General features: G+C 42.7%; 20 protein-coding genes. 18 read left to right on the forward strand and 2 right to left on the reverse strand.

Translation table 11 applies throughout. The annotated features are described in order from the left end of the window. The 8 genes from VMW01_02260 to VMW01_02295 form a co-directional block, all read left to right on the forward strand. Nucleotides 1-579: alpha/beta fold hydrolase (locus VMW01_02260; protein ID HUW05060.1), on the forward strand; the 579-nt coding region annotated here is incomplete at its 5' end. Nucleotides 580-657: 78 nt separating this feature from the next. Continuing rightward, nucleotides 658-960 carry a YciI family protein gene (locus VMW01_02265; protein ID HUW05061.1) on the forward strand — a complete coding sequence of 101 codons (303 nt, stop codon included), beginning with the start codon at nt 658-660 and terminating at the stop codon, nt 958-960. A 19-nt stretch (nt 961-979) separates the two neighbouring features. Then, entirely contained in the window at nt 980-1699 is a 720-nt protein-coding gene (locus tag VMW01_02270; GenBank protein ID HUW05062.1) for an SDR family oxidoreductase, read from the forward strand. 366 nt (nt 1700-2065) lie between these two features. Continuing rightward, nucleotides 2066-2515, forward strand: a complete 450-nt coding sequence (arr, locus tag VMW01_02275; protein ID HUW05063.1) for an NAD(+)--rifampin ADP-ribosyltransferase — start codon at nt 2066-2068, stop codon at nt 2513-2515. Nucleotides 2516-2527: 12 nt separating this feature from the next. Then, a complete protein-coding gene (locus tag VMW01_02280; GenBank protein HUW05064.1) occupies nt 2528-2941 on the forward strand; it encodes an SRPBCC family protein in 414 nt (137 codons plus the stop codon). A gap of 85 nt (nt 2942-3026) precedes the next feature. Next, entirely contained in the window at nt 3027-3578 is a 552-nt protein-coding gene (locus VMW01_02285; protein HUW05065.1) for a dihydrofolate reductase family protein, read from the forward strand. A gap of 225 nt (nt 3579-3803) precedes the next feature. Further along, entirely contained in the window at nt 3804-4340 is a 537-nt protein-coding gene (locus tag VMW01_02290) for a DUF2975 domain-containing protein (GenBank protein HUW05066.1), read from the forward strand. Between the two features lie 30 nt (nt 4341-4370). After that, the gene (locus VMW01_02295; GenBank protein HUW05067.1) at nt 4371-4571 is read left to right on the forward strand and encodes a helix-turn-helix transcriptional regulator; all 201 of its coding nucleotides are present in this window, start codon (nt 4371-4373) and stop codon (nt 4569-4571) included. Nucleotides 4572-4858: 287 nt separating this feature from the next. Here VMW01_02295 and VMW01_02300 read toward each other — a convergent pair whose 3' ends face one another. Continuing rightward, nucleotides 4859-6130, reverse strand: coding sequence for a sodium:proton antiporter (locus VMW01_02300; protein HUW05068.1), 1272 nt, complete (start codon nt 6128-6130; stop codon nt 4859-4861). Between the two features lie 304 nt (nt 6131-6434). Between VMW01_02300 and VMW01_02305 the strand changes: the two genes are divergently transcribed. The 7 genes from VMW01_02305 (at nt 6435) to VMW01_02335 (ending at nt 17192) form a co-directional block, all read left to right on the forward strand. Beyond that, entirely contained in the window at nt 6435-6656 is a 222-nt protein-coding gene (locus VMW01_02305) for a hypothetical protein (protein HUW05069.1), read from the forward strand. Continuing rightward, nucleotides 6656-6862, forward strand: a complete 207-nt coding sequence (locus VMW01_02310) for a hypothetical protein (GenBank protein ID HUW05070.1) — start codon at nt 6656-6658, stop codon at nt 6860-6862. Before VMW01_02305 ends, VMW01_02310 begins: the two co-directional genes overlap by 1 nt. 424 nt (nt 6863-7286) lie before the next feature. After that, entirely contained in the window at nt 7287-10049 is a 2763-nt protein-coding gene (locus tag VMW01_02315; protein ID HUW05071.1) for a UPF0182 family protein, read from the forward strand. Between the two features lie 693 nt (nt 10050-10742). Continuing rightward, on the forward strand, nt 10743-11651 hold the full coding sequence (locus VMW01_02320) for a glycyl-radical enzyme activating protein (GenBank protein HUW05072.1): 909 nt from the start codon (nt 10743-10745) through the stop codon (nt 11649-11651). 10 nt (nt 11652-11661) lie between these two features. After that, entirely contained in the window at nt 11662-14151 is a 2490-nt protein-coding gene (locus VMW01_02325) for a pyruvate formate lyase family protein (protein ID HUW05073.1), read from the forward strand. 44 nt (nt 14152-14195) lie between these two features. Beyond that, the gene (locus VMW01_02330) at nt 14196-15206 is read left to right on the forward strand and encodes an HAD family hydrolase (GenBank protein HUW05074.1); all 1011 of its coding nucleotides are present in this window, start codon (nt 14196-14198) and stop codon (nt 15204-15206) included. A gap of 30 nt (nt 15207-15236) precedes the next feature. Then, a complete protein-coding gene (locus tag VMW01_02335; protein ID HUW05075.1) occupies nt 15237-17192 on the forward strand; it encodes an aldehyde ferredoxin oxidoreductase C-terminal domain-containing protein in 1956 nt (651 codons plus the stop codon). 93 nt (nt 17193-17285) lie between these two features. On the opposite strand, the gene VMW01_02340 is transcribed toward VMW01_02335, so the two are convergent. Next, nucleotides 17286-18305, reverse strand: coding sequence for a YncE family protein (locus VMW01_02340; protein HUW05076.1), 1020 nt, complete (start codon nt 18303-18305; stop codon nt 17286-17288). Nucleotides 18306-18758: 453 nt separating this feature from the next. Here VMW01_02340 and VMW01_02345 point away from each other — a divergent pair, with 453 nt between their 5' ends. The 3 genes from VMW01_02345 to VMW01_02355 all read left to right on the forward strand — a co-directional run bounded on the left by VMW01_02345 (nt 18759) and on the right by VMW01_02355 (nt 21084). Next, nucleotides 18759-18881, forward strand: a complete 123-nt coding sequence (locus VMW01_02345; protein HUW05077.1) for a hypothetical protein — start codon at nt 18759-18761, stop codon at nt 18879-18881. Nucleotides 18882-19013: 132 nt separating this feature from the next. Then, the gene (locus tag VMW01_02350; GenBank protein HUW05078.1) at nt 19014-19856 is read left to right on the forward strand and encodes a cobalamin-dependent protein; all 843 of its coding nucleotides are present in this window, start codon (nt 19014-19016) and stop codon (nt 19854-19856) included. Between the two features lie 4 nt (nt 19857-19860). After that, nucleotides 19861-21084 carry a HAMP domain-containing sensor histidine kinase gene (locus tag VMW01_02355; GenBank protein HUW05079.1) on the forward strand — a complete coding sequence of 408 codons (1224 nt, stop codon included), beginning with the start codon at nt 19861-19863 and terminating at the stop codon, nt 21082-21084. The last annotated feature ends 583 nt before the right edge of the window (nt 21085-21667 follow it).

Below are 21667 nucleotides of genomic sequence, written 5' to 3' on the forward strand. Positions count from 1 at the left end.
GAATACACCTTGCAGGACCACATAAATGACGTGTTGGGCATTATGGACTTTTACGATATAGAAAAAACGTATTTGCTTGGTGTTTCAATGGGAAGCTATATTGCACAAGGTGTTGCCATTGCTGCACCTGAAAGGATTGAAAAGCTGATATTAACTGTTCCAAAATCCAATGGACTTACTTCATCCTTGCAAATATTGTTCAGCGAACACGCAGAAGAAATTAAGGGGAAGAATTTTCACGAAACTATTTTGACTTTACTGGGATATTTCGCTTACAACACTGAGATAATGCAACACCATCTTGATGTTTTTGAAACAGATTTAACACCAGAACAATTTGCCGCTGCCAATAAGGCCATAACAAACTTTGATTTCAGGAAAGATTTACCAAGTATTACAGCCCCAACACTTGTAGTGAGCGGAAAGTATGACGGTTTAAATCCTCCGAAAGACGGACAAGAAATCGCCTCGATAATTCCCACTGCAACGTTTGCAGAAATGCAATTTTCGGGACACGCGCCAATGTATGAAGAAACAGAAAGGTATTTAAAACTTGTAGAGGACTTTTTATTCAATTGAGTAACAGGCGGACAAGAAACAGAACTTAACAGGCTCTTTTTTACGATTTTACTACACTACAAACACTGGAGGTAAATTATGAAAGAAAATAAATATTACACGTTAGAAGGTTCGTTCGTGAAAAATCTTCCGGAACAAAAAGAAATGGAAGAAGCTATTGAGGCTCATCTTGAATATCTGAATATAGGGTTTAAAGATGGATCCGTTCTTGTTTCAGGTCCCAAAGTTGGTGTTGGAGGTGGAATTATCATAGTAAAATGTGACGATATAGAGAAATTTTGTAATGATGACCCTTTGGTAAAAGCAGGCATTCAAGAGTATCGAATTACGGAATTTAAGCTTCATAAATGCCAAGATTTTCTGACTGGCTGGTTTAAGTAACGTTGAAAATCTATTACTCGTGGATAAAGATAAAATAGCTCTGGTTACAGGAGCAAATAAGGGTATCGGTTTTGAAACATCAAGACAATTGGGGAAATTAGGCTATAAAGTGCTTCTTGGAATAAGGGATAAAGAACGAGGCCAAAAAGCAGTGGATGCTTTAAAAGAAGAGGGTATTGATGCTCAATTAATAGTGCTTGATGTTACAAGCCAGAATACCATTGATAACGCAGTCAAATTCATTGAGAAAGAGTATGGACACCTCGATATTCTTATTAACAATGCGGGTGTCTTTCTCGAAAAAGGGGTATTGCCAAGCCAGCTTAAGCTCACAACTTTAAGAGAAACTTTCGAGGTTAATTTTTTCGGCGCTTTCGCCATGATTACCGCAATGCTTCCTTTACTAAAGAAATCTACTGGAGGTAGGATTGTCAATGTTTCGAGCGGACAAGGTTCGCTAACAAGAAGCAGCGGTCCAGACTCCACCAGAATACAGCTCGCCTACAACAGCTCAAAGGCTGCTCTTAATGCGTTAACCATTCAATTCGCAAAAGAACTAAAGAATACTCCCATAAAAATTAATGCTGCTGCACCAGGCTACACCATTACGGATATGAATGAGGGCAAAGGTCAAAGAACAGTGCAGCAGGCCTCCCAGATTATTGTTAAGCTGGCCATGTTAGATGAAACCGGCACAAGTGGCGGATATTTTGAAGACGCTGGAGAAATTCCGTGGTAGTCATCATAATATTTCTACTGTTTTACAGCGTTAAGATATGCCTAATCGGTTGATATAACACAACACGCAATCGAGCAGATTGCCCCGCCAGCTGAGCAAACAGGTCCCCTCCCCCAACTCCTCCAAACCACTGCTCAGGCCAGCAAGGATAAAGCCATATGGCTGAATCGTAGCCTAAAAAAGATTGATTCCCAATCCAACCATTTACAAATTACATTGTTGATTTGGGTATTATACAGTTAAATCCGTACAATACATACCAATATGGGTGTGTATATACAGTTTTTTCGTATATACAGGTTAGTTAGTGGGCATTGTAAAACCGACCAGTATAAATAAACTGGCACAAGAAAATAGATTTCAACAATGGAATACAATAACAAAAACGGACTGAATCAAAGTAGGCAAGGTGCCTCACCTTTTGCTCAAACATATTTCCACGGGACAAAGGCAGACTTAAAAGTTGGTGCGCTTGTCGAAATTGGATACAACTCAAACTTTGGCCAAAGAAAAAATGCTAAATATATTTTCCTAACAGCGACATTAGATGCCGCAATCTGGGGAGCCGAACTTGCTATTGGAGAAGGACGAGAAAGAATTTATTTAGTTGAGCCAACCGGACAAATAGAGGACGACCCTGATTTGACGGATAAAAAATTTCCTAGCAACCCCTCAAAGTCATTTCGTTCGACACATCCATTTAGAGTTGTTGGAGAAGTAACTATTTGGCAGGGACACTTACCTGAACAAGTTAAACTAATGAAAGATAACATTGAACGAGCAAGACAACTCGGTATTAATTCACTTAACGACTAAAAAACAATCAGTATGACAGATAACAAAATAGCAATTAATGTAACTGTTTTGGCAGACAGTAAAAAGGTTTGGGACTACTACACGTTACCTAAACACATAACAAAATGGAATTTTGCCGACCCAAGTTGGCATTGCCCAACAGCATCAAACGACTTAAGAATCGGGGGACATTATGTAGCAAGAATGGAAGCCAAAGACGGAAGTTTTGGTTTTGACTTTGACGCCGTCTATACAAAAATTCAAAAAAATGAAAGTTTTACCTATGAATTTGGTGGTCGACAAGCAACAGTTAAGTTTAAAGAAGAAAACGGTTTGACAGAAGTTATTGTGATATTTGATCCTGAAACAGAAAATTCAATTGAGATGCAGAAAAATGGTTGGCAGGCGATACTAAACAACTTCAAAAAATATGTTGAAACTAACTGATGAACAAAAACAACGACCCAACGAAAATGGAAGTTTGAATTTTTACAAACAGTAGATCGACAAACTTAACAACAGGGAACGAAGTATGAGAAAAGTAATTGCAGCAATAAATATGACACTTGACGGGTTTTGCGACCATACGGCCGGAATACCTGATGAGGAAATACATCAACATTACACAGAGCTACTAGGCCAGGGAGACGTAATTCTATATGGTAGAACAACGTACCAACTTATGGAGTTTTGGCGAACACTTTTAGAAAACCCTTCAGAAGAAAAATCTATGAATGACTTTGCTCTGGCTATTGACAAGATTCCCAAAATTGTTTTTTCCCATACGCTGAACAATGTTGAATGGAAAAGTGCAACAGTAGCAAAGCGTGATTTAAATGAGGAAGTTTTAGGACTTAGGCAACAACCGGGTAAAGATATTCTTGTTGGTAGCCGCAGCTTAATTATACAGCTAATGAAGCTAAACTTGATTGATGAACTCCAACTTTGCATCTATCCGGTTGTTGAGGGAAACGGTTTGCCACTATTTGAAAACATATACGACAGGACAATTTTTAAACTCGTTAAGAGTAAAACCTTTAACGGTGGAGCGGTAATTCTGTATTATCTGCCGAGAAACAAATGACAAAGAAAAATCAACACCCCGACAGTACCCCAAGATAAACACATCACAAATAAACCCCACCTTCCTATTCGGAGATATACGCTCAAAAATAAATCGCATACAATCAACGATTTATCGTAAATTCTTTGCAATATCAAAAAATATTTTTTGATATACGACACATATTTATTGTTTATCGATAATTTATTTTGTATTTTTGCGATATCATTTTAACTCATAAAAGCCATGTCAAAAGGAAACAACCTCGTATTTAAAGCCTTGCACATTGTAGCTTGGCTAATTTTTGTCGGCTTGTGCATAGAAGCAGGTGGTCTGATTGTAAACTTTGTTTATAGTGTATTTAAGCCTGAAATTGTGGCTAAGCTGTATCAAAAGCTTGATTTGAGTGGTATGTATCAACAAAGCAAATGGGCTTACTATGGTATGTATAGTTTTGCAATATCCATTTCCGTATTAAAGGCAATGCTTTTCTATATTGTAATAGAATTACTATACAAATTAGATTTGGCAAAGCCATTTAGCAGTTTTGCAGCCAAAAAAATTAAGCAAATCAGCTACTATACTTTCTCCATAGGAATTTTAAGTTTCATAGCAAGAGAAACGGCAAAAAATTTGTCACATCACGGTTATGAAATAGACAAGCTCAGTCAGTTTTGGGTAGATAGTCAAGCATTTATTTTGATGGCTGCTGTAATCTATATTATTGCAACCATTTTCAAAAAAGGAGTAGATATTCAAAACGAAAACGATTTAACAGTATAAGCTATGCCAATCATAGTAAACCTAGATGTAATGATGGCAAAGCGAAAAATGTCGCTTAATGAGCTATCTGATAAAGTTGGATTGACTTTATCGAACCTTTCAATATTAAAGACAGGAAAAGCAAAGGCAATTAGATTTAGCACCTTGGAGGCAATTTGTAATGTATTAGAATGCCAACCCGGTGACATTTTAGAATATGCTAATGACGAACAAAAAACAACGACCCGCTAACTGAGCAGGTTACCCTGCCAGCTAAGCTGGCGGGGAGAGCTCCCCCAAATTTCTACAACACACCATTCTCTAATGTTCCAGTTGCAGCTACCAATGGTTGGCCTATGTGAGGCCGTGGGTTGGGAGAAGCCCAGAACTGTTCCGGACATGAGTTCAAGATAGCAGCCAAGGCAAAAAGTCGTGCTTTTAATTCAATAGTAACTGCCAACAATGTATGAATGAAAAAAGCACCAAAAAGGCCTTATTTGAACCCTTTTGGTGCCTGTAATTACCAGTATACGATACGGTTACTTTTTGTGGCTTAACAATTTCTTTGTAAGAGGTTTTACCCAAAGTGTTTCGGCCAATACGGAAATCAAAACGGTCATGATGGTAGCCGAGAGAATAACTTGGCCCCAATCAATCAGTATCTGATTATGATTCATAAAACCGATGGCTAGGGGAACTCCCGCCAATGCAGCAGGAACAACACCCCGGGGCCCTTCAAGAGATATAAAGAGATACTCTTTGAATGTCCATTTTTTCAATGGAAGAATGGCTAAAGAGGCAATGGGGCGGGCAATAAAAACAACCCCCAGAGCAATTAAAACTCCTTTTACTAGTGTCTCATTGAGAATGGAGATGTTAACGGTGGCACCGAACAAAATAAAGATGAATACGCTGGCCATATCGGAGATGATTTCGTTAAAGTGCATCTCCTCCTTCACAAACTTATTGAACCCTGCGTGTTCGTTCCATCTTTTAAACACAAGGGCATGGTTTCCAAAAACAATACCAATGACCGTGGCAACCAAATAACCCGATGTTTGGGCTGCTTCACCAATAAGAAAGCCTCCAAATGCAATGGCTACACCGAAGATTTGGGGGAAAAGTCCCGGTTTCAACCAACGGATGGTCCAGTAACCGAAAGCCCCTAAGCCAAGGCCCAGTGCCACAGCAGAAATCATCACGTAAAGGAAGTATATGGCTCCAGCTGGGTAAATAGTCGTAAAATGTGCAATCTTCTCAATGAGATGTGCCTGATCGGCATGGGGAGCAACCATGGCAATGGCCAGTGTACTCAATACGATGCCCAACGGATCATTGAAAATGGATTCCGTAACAATAACGGTTTTGATGTTCTCGTCGACCTTGTTTTGTTTAAAAAGTGGAATCAACGTAGCGGGGTCGGTTGCCGAAACAATGGTTCCGAAAAGGAAACCGGCGGCTAATGGTAGATTGAACAGATAGGAAAACAGGAACCCACTAATTGCAGCTGTTAAAAGTAAGCCTATTGTATCCAGTATCCCAATGGTAGCCAAGTGCTTTTTAATTATGGTCCATTTCAAATTATGACCCTCGGTATACAATATGAGTACTAGTCCTAAAACACGGGCATAGTTAAAAATGGTGTGTCCCTGGTTGTTGGGAATAAGACCAAACACAGGCCCGAATAGGAACCCCAGAACAATGAGTATTGGAATGGAGGAGATGTGTGCTTTTTCACTCAGCAAAAAAGCAAAAAATCCCAGTGTCAATACGGCAAGAATGGTTAAGTCAATAAGCTCTGAATGCGACATTTTTTGGTATTTTATTTTGGTTTAAGCAATCGTAGGAACCGGTCTACCCGGGTATTCACTATCAACTGTTAACTTCCGAAAGTCAGGGCACAAATATAAAAAAGCACCTAGATTACCTCTAAGTAAGATTGTTATTTTCAGCTAAAAATGCTTTTAAGCACAGCATACTTTAAACATACCGGCTGGTCAGGGCATGCTGTCCGACAGGAAACCGACCACAATCTAATGGAAAGCAAACCGCTGACCATTAAACAATAATTGCCTTTTGATCGATTATTCTTTAACTTTGCAGAAAAGGTTTGACATGGATATTCAAGCGGAAAAATTGGAACTTGTAAGGATGATACTGGACACTGATAATCCTAGCATCCTCACCTCCATTAAGCGGATATTCGCAACTTCCAAGAAAGTTGACTTTTGGGATAGCTTACCTCAATCCCAGAAAGACGAAATCTTACAAGGAATTGAAGAGATTGAAAATGGAGAAACAGTAGACTATAAGGAATTCATTAAGCACCATCGTTAATGAAAAGAGAAATAAGGCTCTCCAAGATTGCAATGCGAAAGTTTGATATTCTCCTTTACTACCTCGAAAAAGAATGGTCAAACAAAGTAAAGCATGAATTCATACTGAAGCTAGATAAATCGTTAAGTCAAATTCAAAAACTTCCGGACAGTTTCCCTGAATCGGAAATGATAAAAGGCTTAAGGAAATGTGTTGTAACCAAGTAGACAACCATTTTCTATAAATATTCTGAGACAACGATAGATGTCGTTACAATTTTTGACAATCGTCAAAACCCTAAATCACTAAAAAAGGAAGAGCAAGATTAAACAGCTACCCTGCGAGATTCACACCAATCTACTTACAGGTATGCTCAAGGCTTTTATGCTGGTGCTAACCGTTTTGTTATTTTAAAGAGCGTCCAATCCAACTTAGTTCATAACCAATTTTCATCACTGTTTACAGCACGTTGGCTTAAATTCGCCTACTATCGTCCTTTTGGTATTCCACTACAACTTTTTAAAAATCTAGCAATTAACACTTTTTACGGGAAGGATTACAAAACAATGCGTAATTTTACCTTTCTAAAGTGTCATCTCTGGTTAAGAGGTCCTCTCTTCTTTTAAATTCTTACCATAAATAGGAAAACCTATGAAAACAAACAAAAAGATAATCATTAGCATTGCCGCCATTTTAGTGGTTTTCTACCTACTAACCCTCTTCTTAAATTACTATGGCGACTGGCTTTGGTTCAACAACATGCACTACGGTTTGGTGTTCGCAACCATGCTTACGGCACAGGCTACCTCCTTTATGGCGTTCTTCCTTGTCTTCATCCTCTTTTTCGGCCTGAACATCCGCCGGGCATATAAAAATGGCACTGTCAGCCGCAACAACCAGCTCCTGCGCGAAGATGATCCACGGATCCTGATTCAACCCTACTACAATGGGAAAGCAGCCTTCTGGCTTTGGGGAATAGTTGCGCTGTTCTTCGGTATCATCATGAGCTCGTCAGCCGTGAGCCATTGGAACGATTTTTTACAGTTCATTCAATCCTCTTCCTTTGGAATCAAAGACCCTATTTTTGGCAAAGATGCCGGGTTCTATGTGTTTAAACTTCCGGTTTATCAGTTCGTGGTGAGCCAGTATCTCTATTTAATCGTTCTTACGGCAATTGGTGTGCTGGTTTCCTATTACCTAGACAGCGCCATTAGCCTTGCCGGCAATAAGTTCAATATCGCCACACGGGTAAAAAATCACCTGATTAGGTTGGTTGGACTATTTATGCTGGGCATTTCAGCATCCAACTTTCTGAGTATCTACCAGAACTTATACTCCTCGCAAGGGCCTGCCTTCGGACCTTCCTACGTTACAGTACATGCGCAGATACCTGCAGGTTGGGCTCTTTTCATTATGAGTTTGGTGATTACCATCCTTCTATTTTTAATGCCGCTCATAAAAAAATACAAAATTCTGCTTTATGCCGCCGGTGTCTGGCTACTCACACTAGTGGGCTTTGTATGGATCTATCCCGGATTAGTGGAGCAGTATGAGGTAAAGCCCACCGAGCTGAGCAAAGAAACACCATACATCCTGAATAACATTAAATTTACAAGAGAAGCCTACGGGCTCAACAAAGTAAAGGTTAAACCTTTTCCGGTAGATCAGTCGCTCACCTACGCCGACATCAAGGAAAACCACAGCACCATTGAGAACATCCGTCTGTGGGACCGCCGACCACTGATACAAACCTACAAGCAATTGCAGGAAATCCGCCTTTATTACGACTTTAACAGTGTGCAGGTAGACCGCTACCACTTTGACAGGTATACGCAAGTGGCGCTGGCCGCAAGGGAGCTGCCTGCTTCGCAAATTCCAAGCCGTGCCCAGACCTGGGTAAACAAGCATTTGATCTATACCCATGGCTACGGCGTGGTGATGAATCCTGTCAATAAAATTATGGAGGATGGTATGCCCGAGCTAATCATGAAGGACATTCCGCCAACCACCACTACCCCAATCAGCTTAAAGCAGATGGCTCTCTACTACGGCGAGGAGACCGACCAATACGTATTGGTAAATACAACGGCCAAAGAATTTGATTATCCCAAGGGGGCCAATAATGTCTACACCGACTATAAAGGTAGCGGAGGTGTTCGCATTTCTAACCTGTTCAAGCGCATTGTTTATGCCTGGAAATTTTCCGACATAAAAATTCTACTTACCGGCTATATCACCCCACAAAGCCGCATAATGTTCAATAGAAATATTGTAACGCGTGATCGGACCATCGCCCCATTTCTTGCATACGACAGTCAGCCTTACCTAGTTGTTGGAACTGACGGACAGCTCTACTGGATACACGACGCCTATACCACCAGCAATATGTTTCCCTATTCTGAACCATTCCCACAAGGCCAGGACGGAAACAGCTTCAACTACATCGACAACTCCGTAAAAGTAGTCATCAACGCATTCAACGGGGATGTTTCCTACTATGTAATCAATCCCAATGACCCTATTGTGGAGACATTACAAAAGATTTATCCCAGCCTTTTCAAGCCTTTCAGCGATATGCCGGATTTCCTGAAAGCACACATCCGCTACCCAACCGATCTGTTTAACATACAGACGCAGATGTACAATGTTTATCACATGACCGACCCCAAGGTGTTTTATAACCAGGAAGATTACTGGGACGTGCCCAATGCCTTGGCCGATAATAACGCGCAGGCGAAGATGTTTCCCTACTACGTTATCATGCGCTTGCCTGGGAATACAGAAGAAGAGTATATCCTTATGCAGCCGCTTACCCCATCTAAGAAAGATAACATGATTGCCTGGATGTGTGCCCGTTGCGACGTACCCAACTACGGTGAACTTATAGTCTATACGCTTCCAAAAGATAAGCTCGTATACGGGCCAATGCAGATCGAAGGAAGAATCAATCAGAAGCCGGATATTTCAGCTGAGCTCACCCTGTGGGGTCAACAGGGTTCGCATGTGTTCAAGGGGAACCAGCTTGTAATCCCTATCAACAACTCATTCATTTATGTGGAACCTGTATACCTGCAATCGCAGGAGGGGCAGATACCCGAGCTGAAGCGCGTTATCGTTATTTATAAGGACCAGATTGAAATGCGGCCAACGCTGGATGAAGCGCTCCAAGCGATCTTTAACTCTTCCGGACTGCAAGACTCCACCACGGTACAGCTAGGAATTGTCATGGGAAACCTAGTAAAATCAGGGCTGTCAACCAAAGCGAAGGAAGCACTCTCCCATTACAATAAAGCCGTTGAATACCTGAAACAGGATGACTGGGACGGTTATGGCAAAGAGCTGCGGCAGATGAAGGCGATTTTGTCGGAAATGACCACCGACAGCGGGATAAGTCCTAAAGCTAAACATCAATAAATGAGGTAATAGTGATCCGAAAATAAGAAGTCATTTAATGCAGATTTCCTAATTTTAAATAATTTGCCTCAATAGTGCACTCTGTTGCACTATCCGATGAGATTTACAATAAGTGCACTAAGAAACACATAGACTTGTGCTTTTTAGTGCACTTTTATTTGCGTTTGGCTCAAAGGATGTGCAAAACATTCAGCGCAAACGGACCAACTCGACAGTAAAACGGTGCATCGAACTCGCACAGTGTAAAATATTAGCAATACATAACTAGCAATGGTCTCTTGCATCACATCCGTGGGGTTGTTACAAAAGCCATATCACTATTTGATACTTATCACCATATTTTTTACAGACGATATTGTATATATCAGAAAAAAAAGTCATAGCTTTGGTAGGCCGCAATCAAACAAAACACATTTTGCTTTTCAATAAAAGCAGATACCTGCAATAAGCTGTGTATTCGCACACTTATTGGTACTATCGCTAAGTAAGTAAAACCGCAATAAAGTAATTCTTCTCCCCTGGAAGCAAATGCACTCAGGGCTAACAAGATATCTGAACCAGCCAGTAGTTGCCGGGAGCGCTAAAGTATAAACCGCCCCACTTCCACTACTTCTGGGTTGCAGGATTCCTGTTTGCAGAAAGAATACCATTGCCAAACGATTATTGAAATTGTAAAGATATTCTACGAAAATAATGGACAAGTATCTTTTATACTTCCACATTAGCTGGTTATCCGAAACCGATGGACCCGGAAAAAGAGTGGCCCTATTTTTACAGGGCTGCCACTTGGATTGCAGCTGGTGCCACTCCCCCCACTCCCAGCCAGCAGAAAGCCCTATTCTTTACTTTGATAACTTGTGTAAAAAATGTGGCCGCTGCCAAACTACCTGCCCCAACAATGTGCACCTCATCAGCGGCAACGCTCACATACTACAAAGGGAAAATTGCACTCACTGCGGTGCCTGCGTGGAAGCCTGTCCACAGTCGTCACAGCTAAAGCACAGCGGTGCACTTATTCTTCCAACGACAAAAATGAAGATCACCCAACTGTTTGAAATGGTGAAACCCCAGCTGGAACTTTTAGGGCACGACGGAGGAATTACCTTCAGCGGAGGAGAACCACTCCTACAAGCTGAGCCACTTGCCGCCTTCGCCAAAATGTGCAAGGAATCGGGTATTCATACAGCACTCGAAACATCCGGAATTGTTCCCATTGAGCACATACAAGCCGTTCATCCGTTTATCGACACTTGGCTGGTAGGTATTAGGCTGGTGACCAGCAAAAAGAATGAGCAATCTGAATATCTCAAGAACAAAACTCTCAAAACGTTGGATTACTTAACCCATAAGGCTAATGCAGATATAGTAGTGCGCATCCCTGTAATTCCGGGAATTACCACCACCGAGGTATATCTTAATGCCGTTCACCAGCTTTTGCAGAAATATGGAATAAAGAAAATAGAGATACTTCCGCACAACCCTGAAAGCTCCCACTACTATTCAGCGATGGGTAAAACGCCCATGGTTAAATACGATAAAAATCAAGCGGAGAATATGTTCAAGCATGTCTCCAATTATCTAAACTATTTACCAACCATTTAAACCAAAAGCTATGAAACAAGAATTAAGCCCACGTATCGCAAAACTGCGTGAAAACCTTGTAAAGCGAGGTTTCGAAAACAGGTCAACGGAATGGTTCGACAAAAACAAACTTCCCAACGTTGCCAAATTATTTCCCAACGAGCACGTGATTGTAAGAAGAGCACACGGCATCGATGAAATGCTGAAGGCAATGTGTAATACCAAGGACTTTGGCAATACGCACTGCTTCGAAATTGAGGATAGTGATCTGTTTGCCGGCACCATACCAATGGGGTCAAACGGCTTGGGCAAGGTGTTTCCCATCTACCTTACCGAAGAGGAGCTCAGAGTTGGCTCCTCCACCAACAAAACCGAAATGGCGTTGCTGGGTCACAATACCATAAACTACGAACGGGTTTTACAAAATGGTTTGCAGAGCATTGTTAAATATGCCGATGAGAAGCTGCATCCCAAGCGGCTGATGGGAATAGAAGATGCCTACGACACCAAGGCGTTTTACAAAGCTGTAATCATCTCGTGCAATGCAGTAATTGACTATTCATATCGCTTTTCCACTCTTGCAGAGGAGAAAGCAAAAGCCTGCAAGGATGAAAAGAGAAAGGCTGAACTTTTGGAGCTGGCCCGCATATGCAAAAAAGTTCCAGCAAAGCCAGCCAGCACCTTCTACGAAGCCATGCACAGCATCTGGATGGTACATTGCTGCCTCCACGCCACCAACGATTACATGTCGCTTGGAAGGATGGATCAAGTTCTCAATCCCTATCTAGAGCAAGAACCCAATAAGGCCTTCGCCCGTGAACTGGTCGAAAATTTCATTATTAAGGCGGCAGGGCGTTTGAATCTTACAACCCAATACCTCGTTGAGCAGGACCACATGGACTACAATGCGGCGCTGGGTATCCACCCCTACTATCTAGACCAGAGAGCGGGTTTAAACAACTTTTTGCAAAACATCATTATTGGTGGCAAAACACCGGAAGGAAAAGACGCAACCAACAATTGCACCTATCTTATACTTGACGCCTTCAGGAATGTGAATCTTTCTACACCTGGAATCTACGTTAGGCTTCACAAAAACAGCCCCAAGGAACTATACGCTGCCGTAACGGAATCGCTCAAACAGACCAAAAACCTTCCGTCAATACTAAACGACGAGGTGATGATTCCGGCATTGACCAATGCCATGTCGTATGGTGAAACCGACCCCGATAAGCTGAAGAAGTATCAGCAGCTGGCCAACGACTACTGCGTTGATGGCTGCTGGGAACCTGTTCTGAACGGGGTAAGCGAATGGACCTTCGGAATGATTAATGGAATGACCATAATGGAGTGCAGCCTAAACCGTGGTGCGGCGTTAACCTCAAACCCAGAGTTGCTTCGTGGTCAAAAGCTAAGCATCGATACCGGTGAAATAACGAACTTTGAAGACCTTAAAAAGGCCCTCGCTAACCAAATTCAATTTTTCGTTGATCAGTCGGCACTTTCCATGTGCATGTATTACATGACAACCGAGTTCGTTGTTCCCACCCCACTCGTATCCGCCCTCTTTGGAACATGCCTAGAAACGGGTCGTGACAAATCGTGGGGAGGAGCCGAATACAACCTTGGTGGAACCGTTCTGGGTGGGGTACCCGACATGATTAATACAATGGCCGCAATTAAGGAGTGGGTATTCGACAAGAAGAAGTATAAGTATTCCGATGTGCTCAGCGCTCTACGCTACAATTTCACAGCAGGAGACACTGGCGATTTCAGGACCCAGCGATTGTTCGACTCCATTAAGGTTGACCTCTTTACCAACTCGCCACAATTTGGAAACGGTAGCGAAACGGACGGTATTGCCAAGTTTATTTTGGACACCTTCTACAGTGCAGTAAATAAATCGAAGGATCTCACATATAAGGTATTCCTCGATCCAAAGGGTGATGAGGATAAGCAAGTATGGGCGTTGCGTGCAATTGCTGGATACTATGGCAATGCACTTCAAACCACGCTTCCAAACTTTGACCTCAAATTTACGGCAGGGCTAGGTACCTTTGAGCAATACAACTGGCAGGGAGCCGGAAATGCAGCCTCTGCAGCACGCAACACAGGCGATCCGTTGGCACCAAACTTTACGCCAACATCCGGCACATGGAACTCCACACCAGCACAGCTCTTGGAAACCTTCAGCCACCTGGGTCTAAATCGTTTTGCAGCTGGGGTCATTACCGACATCTGCCTTGAATCGGACGCCTTGCTTGAAAATATCATCAAAACATTTGTGGAGAAGCAGGGAGGCATGCTTACGCTAACTATCGCCTCGTCGCATTATCAAGAAATATACGAGATTGCGAAGGCATCCAACCTAATTGAAAATCAATCCATAGCATCCAGTAAGCTGCTTAAGTATGCTGATATCATGGTTCGCGTAGGTGGATGGAATGCCCCGTTCATTACCCTCCCCCTTTCGCACATGGAAAACTACATCAACAGACCGGTGAAGCCCACATTACAGTAAGGACCTCACACAATCAATTGTTAATTTTTAAAAAAATAAGACTTATGAAAACGTTACATATTACGGCCATCATATCCGCTTCGTTACTGCTCCTCTTCTCCTCCTGCAATCAGGCAAAGCAGCAAGGCGACCCGCTTCCATCGTGGAATAATACCGATGTTAAAAAATCGATTGTAAATTACCTCGAGAACAGTGTGGACTCAATTCCTGTCGAAGATCGCATCGCCGTATTCGACATGGACGGTACCATTACCTGTGAAACACCGCTGTGGTTCGAAATGTATGTTGCAGTAAATGGGCTAAACCAACAATCTGCAGCAAACCCCAAATTGTTGAAATATCCCGAATACCAGTATGCAAGAAAGTTGGCAATAAACCCAGCAGACACCTCTGTTTTGAACCATTGGGCCTACCCCGTCAACTACATCGATTCGATGGTTTGGAAAGCATACGCCGGCGTAGATAACGAGATATACATCGATTCGGCAAGAGCCTATTTATCGAGAACTAAGGACCAGAAGTACCATATTACGCTGTCGAAGATGTTCTACCAGCCAATGCTGGAGCTTATACAGTATTTGAAATCAAAGCAGTTCACTGTGTATGTTGTTTCTGGCTCGGTTCAAGGAGTAATTTGGAGCGTTTGCCCACAGACTATTGCGCTAGATAGGGAACATCTGATTGGAACCTATCAAATATTGACTCCGGTTTACGATACCACTACCAAGCATACGCAATTCATTATTAGCAAAGGGGTATTCCCTCCAAAGGATGATAAGAACGGGAAGAGCCTAAACATCTACTCCCAAATTGGGAAGGTTCCGGTATTTGCCTTTGGAAACACTACGGGCGATTTTGGCATGTTTCATTTAACCTCTACCAGCAAGTATCCCAACGTTGAGTATCTCCTCAACCACGACGACTCAACGCGTGAATATGCCTATCCTCCTTACCACGGTGCAGCAGACACTATGTGGCAGTACACCTTAAAAAACAACAGGTGGTATCAGGTAAATATGTCGACAGAGTTCAAGACCGTATGGATGACCAAGTAATTATTTTCATGATTGACTTAATCTGAAGTTATGACCAAAAAAGGATATCATGGTAAGATTTTATGGATAAACCTTACCGACAAAACATCGCATGAGGAGGCCATTAAGGATGAAGTGTACGAGCTCTTTATCGGTGGGTATGGCCTAGCGGCCAAAATTATCTACGACAGGCAAAAGCAAGGACTATCGCGCTTTGATCCCAATAATATTCTGGCGGTGATGAGCGGCTTACTTACCAATGGAAGAGCGGCCTTCAATGGTAGATGGATATTGGCTGGGAAAAGCCCTCTCACTGGCACCTGGGGCGATTCTAACTGTGGCGGGGACTTTGCCCCAGCCATTAAGGACTCCGGGTATGATGGAATATTCATCGTTGGCAAAAGCCAGAATCCGGTTTACATCCTGCTCGACGACAACAAAGTAGTTTTCGAGGATGCCTCTCACCTCTGGCTAAAGGTTGATGCAGTCGACACTGAGGAGAAGTTAAAGCAGGTCCACGGCTCCGATTACAAGGTGATATGCATTGGTTCGGGTGGCGAGAATCTGTCGCTCATCTCCGGCGTGGTAAACGCCAGAGGTCGGCTGGCCGGTAGAAGCGGTTTTGGGGCGCTGATGGGTTCCAAAAATCTGAAAGCATTGTGTGTAAAGGGAACTCATATGGTGGAAGTTCACGATGCCGACAAGGTTTGGAAGCACACCTCCGATTTGCTTACCGACCTAGTTAACAACCTCAACGATTTTGGAAAGACCATGAAGAACTGCGGAACAGCAGGAACCCTAACCGATTCAGCCGAAAGCGGTGATTCCCCAGTAAAAAACTGGGTTGGGGTAGCTTCCAAGGACTTCCCTCCTGAAATTGCCAACAAAATCAACGCCTTTGAGGTAACCAAGTATGAGCGCGAAAAGTACGCCTGCTACGGGTGCCCCTTCGGGTGTGGTGGAATTTGTGAAGTTCCGGGGAAAAAGTTGCTGAAGGAAACACATCGACCCGAATACGAAACCCTCTGTGGATTTGGAGTTCAGCTGCTCAACGACGACGTTGAAAGCATCTTTATGGTAAACGAGCTGTGCAACAGAGCCGGCCTCGACACCATCAGCTGTGCCACCACTGTAAACTGGGCCTTTGAAGCCTACGAGCGAAAATTCATCGATTCCAAAACCACTGGTGGGTTAAAGTTGGAGTGGGGAAACAACGAGGCGGTGGTTAAGCTGGTTGAGCAGATGGCCAATAACGAAGGATTTGGTGCCAAGCTGAAAGATGGCTTACGCGAAGCCTTAATACACCTCAACCTGGAAGACAAGGCATTTACTGCCATGCACGTGCACGGCCAAGAGCTGCCAATGCACGATTCCAGAAATAAGGAGGGTGGATTGGGGCTAGGCATTGGCTACGAAACCGAGCCCACACCTGGAAGGCACACCAGCACATTTGCCGGCATTGACGACTACCTCGAAAAGGAAAAGAAGGAGTTGGCTCTTCATTCTAAGGTGCTCAATAAGTTTTACCAGAAGCTTAAATTCCAGTCCAAATACAATTTGTCTTACCAATCTACCGATACCGAGTTGGGCATCTCACTTAAAAATGCCAGCTGCGGGGAAGACATCATCAATGCCATGGGGCTGTGTAATTTTGGGTTTTACTTAGGCCCCACGGTTCCCTTCGTGGATTGGATAAATGCCACTACCGGATGGGATAATTCTCTGGACGATTACCTGCTCGTTGGTCAGCGAATTAAGACCATTAGGCACGCATTCAACCTGCGCGAGAATATTGATGTTCCCAAAATTCGGATGCCCGAGCGCGCTAGAGGAAACCCAGCCATGAAAGATGGCCCAAATGCATACAGCCCAAACGTTTTGATGTGGGATGATGCAAAAAAGGCCTACTTTGCAGCCATGGAGTGGGATCCAGAAACATCAATTCCCCTAAAAGCAACGTTGGATAAGCTAAATTTACCGGAGGTAAAAAAGGAGATCTACGGATAACTGTAGGGCTAATAATAAACTACCGACACTGACCAAATGGTTTGTGCCGGTAGTTTTTCTATTTTTTGGTTGGTTAATCTTTTTCGATTTGAGCTACTTAACCGGGGCAACATCCAAAACCACAAATGTTCCCGGCTTAATCGCAGGTCGTTTATGGCCTTCGGTGGGAGCTGCCTCGTATTCGGCTACGGAGAGGTAGAGATGGTGGCTGCCCTTATCCACGGCAATGGTGCGGGCACCGCGCTGAGTGGGTATGGCCTCCATAACCTTAAAGCTGTTGGCATTCTCCTCCTGCACCACAGTAATGGTTCCATCGCCGTTGGAACTGTATGCACGGCTAAGCATGGGGTCAAAGGCAACACCATCACAATGCTCACCAATGGGTAGGGTAGCCACCACCTTACCCTCAATGGCATCGGAAACCACCATCAGTTTGTTGCTACAAACGCTGAAAAGCCTGTGGGTTACATTGTCCAAAGCCAACCCACTTGGCTCCTCACCCGGTGCAATGGACCAGCGCTGAACAACCTCAAAGGAAACAGCACTTATTACGTTAATAACGCTTTTATCCTCAATGTTCACATAGATTTTTCCGGCACCATCCGTTGCCGAAAACTCAGGCTTGCCATCCAGCGGAATGGTTGCAAGCACCTTGTTGGTTTTGGCATCGATAACCGTTGAGGTGTTGCTACCGCCATTGAAGGTAAACACCTTCTGCGAAAACTGATCGTAGAGGATGGCGTCGGGATTCTTGGCAGGAATCTTCACCGTTTCAATCACCTGAAAAGTGGTGAGGTCGAAAACGGTTACCGAGGAGTCGCGACCGTTGCTGGTAAAGCCCTTATTCAGGTCGTCGGCAATGGCAATTCCGTGGATTCCCTTGGTATCGGGAATGGTTCCAACCACCTTGCCCGTTTTAAGGTCGATGGCCTGCGCCATGGTGAAGTGAGAAATAAATAGTAAACCATTTGCCTGGTCAACGGTGAGGTAATCCCAGCCACCATCGCCCTCAACCGAAATTTTATTTACGACGCTGTAGGTTGATTGGGCACTGGCCATCATGCCGATAAGTAGCAAGGCTGCTAAACTTAGGCAAAAAGAAAAGTGTTTCATTGTATCGATTTTAGGTAATATTTGGGTTAAAATGAGTTGTAATATTAGACAATACTTGCGAAAATTTATTGTGCCTTTCAGCTAATTAGTTTTAAAACATACTGAATATGAGCATATAAAAATCAAACTCGCAGAATTATCCACCATCAGCCTTAAGCCTTGCTGCTTTACATAACCTTTTCATTGACATGGAGAAAAAACTATAAGATTTTGGATTGGTGGAGTGAAAGTTAAGCCACATCAAAATGATTCATTCAATGCTTCTGCATTTTCGTATTAAAGTTAAAAGTTGAATCTGAAGAAACTTTGTAGTTTTCAGGTATACATTACCCACGATTACCAACAAGGAGACAACAATTTGAAACGACCAAGACTCTCAAGCAATTGTAAACACAGTTGAAGTAACTTCTAAAATAGTATATTTGTTTTTTGCATAGTAAAGTTAGGTTGCTGATGCACCGACGTTCTAGCTTTGATCTAAAGATTAGTAATATGCAAGCTGATTTAGCCTCCATTCAGAATGAACTCCAGCTGCGAGCCACCAGCCTTGCTGAGAAGATTGTTGAAAGGATGTAGGCCTCCAATCCAGCCTACTGGAGTAAATTTGGAACTCAGGGTAAAATACTCAGCCTAAGAGACACAGGTTACCACCTTGCATACTTAGCAGAAGCTGTTGGATCCAACAACATCGAGATTTTTTCTACCTATGTGGCATGGGTCAAAAAACTATTTCTTGGACTAAGGCTCGACGATGATGTGATGGTCAAAACGCTCGAGGCTACACGGTATGTGATACTACATGAGCTACCAAAGGAGATGTCTGAGTTAATCAATAAGTTTGTCGATTCTGGAATTGTTGAACTTATGCAACCCACTGCAGAATCAGAATCATTCATTTCACTTTCCAGCCCCTTGGGGTACCTTGCTACCAGCTATACTAAAGCCCTTTTATCTGGCGATAGGCGCACCGCGAGTAAGCTGATCATGGATGCCATAGGAAAAGAAACCTCAATTAAAGACATTTACCTTAACGTATTTCAGCAGTCTCAATATGAAATTGGACGCCTTTGGCTCGACAATAAGATTTCGGTGGCCAAAGAGCATTTTTGCTCCGCAGCCACACAACAAATAATGTCACAAATTTATCCGCTCATCTTCGCGCAGCAAAGGATAGGGCAATCTTTTGTTGCTGCTAATGTAGGAGATGAGCTGCATGAAATTGGGATACGAATGGTTGCCGATTTTTTTGAAATGGAGGGTTGGGATACCTACTACCTTGGTGCTAATACACCAGCATCGAGCATCATCTCAGCCATTAAGGAAAACAACGCTGCCATGGTGGGATTATCCATTGCCATTCCCCACCATCGAACTGCGCTAAAGGAAACCATAATCAAAATTAAGGAGGCAACCCATGGAAAGGTAAAGGTGCTAATTGGAGGCGTTGCCATAAATAGCAGCTCAGTAAACTTGAACGAATTCCAAGCCGATGGCTACGCTCCCGATGCCCAAGGAGCAGTTGATATTGCAAATAAACTTATGGAAGTATAGGGCTATGAACAAAGTTCTTGGATGTGCTTTTCTATGCAATGAAAACGGGGCCATTGAGCAGGTGCTAAGAGATGATTTTAGCCTAGCTGGAAAGAGTAGTGTTGGAAAGTTGTTTCCGTCATTGTTTACCGCTGAAACAAGCACTACTGCGCTCGATTTGGTGTTTGAAATCAAAGTGAAAAACATCGCCTTTGATTACCAGCTCGATGTTCTCGTGGATGGGATTATCAAATCACTCTATTTTTTTGGAGTTCATCTCAATGCTCAGCTGCTCATAATTGGAGCCTATAACCAAAAAGAAGCTGTGGCATTTGCCGATCATATGCAGCAAATAAATAATGAGCAGGCAAATTACATTAGGCAGCTGCTCAAAAGCAATGTTGCAATAAGCCAGAACATTAATTTGCAGGAAGAAATAAGTTCTGAAATCGAAACGGAAAAGCTTTTCAATGAACTTTCGGCGATAAATAATGAGATGGCCAACCTCCAACGAGAACTCAATAAGAAAAATACTGAACTCAACCGACTCAACGAAATAAAAAACCAATTTATAGGTTTTGCAGCGCACGATTTGCGTAACCCTTTGGGGATAATCTCTACTTACTGCGAAATTCTTATGGAGGAGATGGATGATACACTCTCTGAAAAGCACCGCCGCTTCTTAACGGCTATATACTCCTCTAGCAAGTTCATGCAATACTTAGTAGAAAACCTTCTCGATTACAACAAGATAGAATCAGGAAAATTAAACCTTAACCTAGAATCCTTCAATCTGGTGGAGTTGGTAACAACAATCTATCATAAAATGAAGGTAATTGCTGACCAGAAGAAAATATCGTTGCATCTTGATTGCAATTTAGCGGACATTCGAGCTATTGCTGACAGAGGAAGGATTGAGCAGGTGGTAAACAACCTTTTAACCAATGCCATTAAGTTTTCTTACCCTGAAAGTGAAATCCGGCTTGCCTTGGAAGAAAAAAATTCGGAAATAATAATTGCCGTTGAAGATCACGGTAAAGGGATTAGCACAGTCGATCAGAAAGAACTATTTACCCCATTTCAAAAGAATGCATCCAAGGGCACATCGGGTGAAAAGGGAACTGGTCTTGGCCTTTCAATTGTAAAACGGATTGTGGAAGAACATAATGGTAGGATATGGGTGAAAAGTAAAGTGGGCAAAGGAACGATATTTAGTATCTCCATTCCCAAAGAGGAATCCCCGCAATGATAACCAAAGCACCATTGCGGTTAAGGAAGAGTAATAAATAAGCTACTCAACAATATGATCAGTTAGAACAAAAAGTTGGTGGTGCGTATTTTGAAAAATAATGAATTAACATTCTTAGCAGTCAAAAGGTAGCCCATTATCGGTTCAAAAACAGAATTTGTGACATGCCCTAATCTTGGCATTCAGTATCTCTTTCCATTATCTGCTTCATCATTCGACAATACTGAAGTCACTATTGTCCGGTAAGCATTTGTTGATCCCTTACAGGGAACTTGAATCAAATATTGGTATGCTGTTTTACAATACTTAATCCCTGCCTTGCCGTCAGGCTGGCGCTATGCGGAAAATTCTCCGTAGGATCGATCCGTCAGCCGCCGGACAAGGATATAGTTTTGTAGAGAAAGTAGCCCCTGTTTTTTACGTACCTCGTAGAGCCTGCCTCACCGACAGGCAGGGTTTAACAATTTTATGCAATACAGGAAAAATTAAGTTTTTTCCCCGGACAGTAGTGATACTGAAGTAATAAAACTATTTTATATTTTCCATTGCTTCAATGGTGTGAAGAAAACACTAATCCTGCATT

It is taken from the genome of Williamwhitmania sp., assembly GCA_035529935.1.
Taxonomy (GTDB): Bacteria; Bacteroidota; Bacteroidia; order Bacteroidales; family Williamwhitmaniaceae; genus Williamwhitmania.